Below are 1,332 nucleotides of genomic sequence, written 5' to 3'. Positions count from 1 at the left end.
GCCGTCGCGTGTCCGTTGAGAAAACCCTGACGAGGAGTGACATGAGCACCAGGAACGACGTCGACACCCGCACCTACACCGTTCTGCGCAACGAGAAGGGCGAACACTCCCTCTGGCTGGAGAACAAGGAGGTTCCGCTCGGCTGGGAGCGTCTCGACTTCACCGGAACCGTCGAGGAGTGCTCCGCCTACGTCGACAAGGTCTGGTATGTCGGCCCGAAGCGGAAGGGCTGACGTGCAGAACCGCCGTTCGACGACAGTTCCGCCGGCCCGTGCCGTCACCGGCGGCACGGGCCCGGCGGGCCCGTCCCGCCCGCACGACGTCTACGTCCTCAGCGAGGACGAGAGCCGCCTGCTCGACGAGATCGCCGCGGAGGTCGCCACGGCGTACGACAACGTGGAGGACCCGCGCTTCATAGCCGACGCGCGGCTGTTCGCCCAGCGGCTGCCTTTCGGTCTGCGCCGGTGGATCGAACAGGTGAGGCTGAGCCCGGACCTCGGCAGCTTCCGCATCCGCGGGCACCGGTTGCGCGACGCCGACCTGCCGCCGACTCCGCCGGAGTTCGAACGGGACCCGTCGCGGCCGGCGCTGCCGCCGGAGGTGTGCCTGGTGCTGTTCGGTGTCCTGCTCGGCGACGTGTTCGGCTGGGAGACCCAGCAGGCGGGGAGACTGGTACACGACATCGTGCCCAGCGAGCAGGAGCAGAAGTCGCAGACCAGCGCGAGCAGCGCGGTCGAACTGGGCTGGCACACCGAGGACGCCTTCCACCCGTACCGGGCCGACTACCTGGGACTGGCCTGCGTACGCAACCCCGACAGGGTGCCGACCACGCTGGCGGAACTGCGTTCGCTGGAACTCACCGAGCACACCCGGTCCGTGCTGAGCCAGCCGCGCTACCACCAGAGGCCGGACACCTCGCACAGCCCCACGGGCTCCGACGACGTCGGCGCGTGGTCCGACCCGCCGCCGGCCCGGGTGCTGTCGGGGATGGCGGGCAGCCGGTCGCTGTGTGTCGACGCCGACTTCACCGTGGTCGCGGACGACGAGGACACGGAGGCGGAGTCGGCTCTGGAGGAGCTGAAAAGAGAGATCGAGAGCAAGCTCGGCGACCTCGTTCTGGAGCCCGGGGACTACCTGTTCCTGGACAACCAGCGCTGTGTCCACGGCCGGCGCCCGTTCCGGGCTCGTTTCGACGGCACGGACCGTTGGCTCAAGCGGGTGAGCGTGACACGGGATCTGCGGCGCATGGCGGAAGCGGGAGTGACCGCCACCAAGCGGACCGCCCGCGCTGTCCTGGCGAGCTGACGAACGAGGGATAGGTGAGGGGAACAG

General features: G+C 69.4%; 2 protein-coding genes. Both read left to right on the top strand.

Features of this window, described 5'->3' with window-relative positions; genetic code table 11:
• Window positions 1-41: 41 nt before the first annotated feature.
• Window positions 42-233 (top strand): MbtH family NRPS accessory protein, encoded by a 192-nt coding sequence (locus tag ACZ44S_RS04825; RefSeq protein ID WP_190163758.1) that lies wholly within the window; start codon window positions 42-44, stop codon window positions 231-233.
• 1 nt (window position 234) lies between these two features.
• A complete protein-coding gene (gntD, locus tag ACZ44S_RS04820) occupies window positions 235-1,305 on the top strand; it encodes a guanitoxin biosynthesis L-enduracididine beta-hydroxylase GntD (RefSeq protein ID WP_466924356.1) in 1,071 nt (356 codons plus the stop codon).
• Window positions 1,306-1,332 lie beyond the last annotated feature (27 nt).

The sequence above is a fragment of the Streptomyces malachitofuscus genome (assembly GCF_055571035.1).
The sequence above is the reverse complement of the archived record's forward strand: the minus strand, read 5'-3'. Positions and strand labels throughout refer to the sequence as shown.

Bases quoted from the DNA above. Each gene is read 5' to 3' on its own strand.
- ACZ44S_RS04825 (WP_190163758.1), top strand. From the start codon at position 42: ATGAGCACCAGGAACGACGTCGACACCCGCACCTACACCGTTCTGCGC.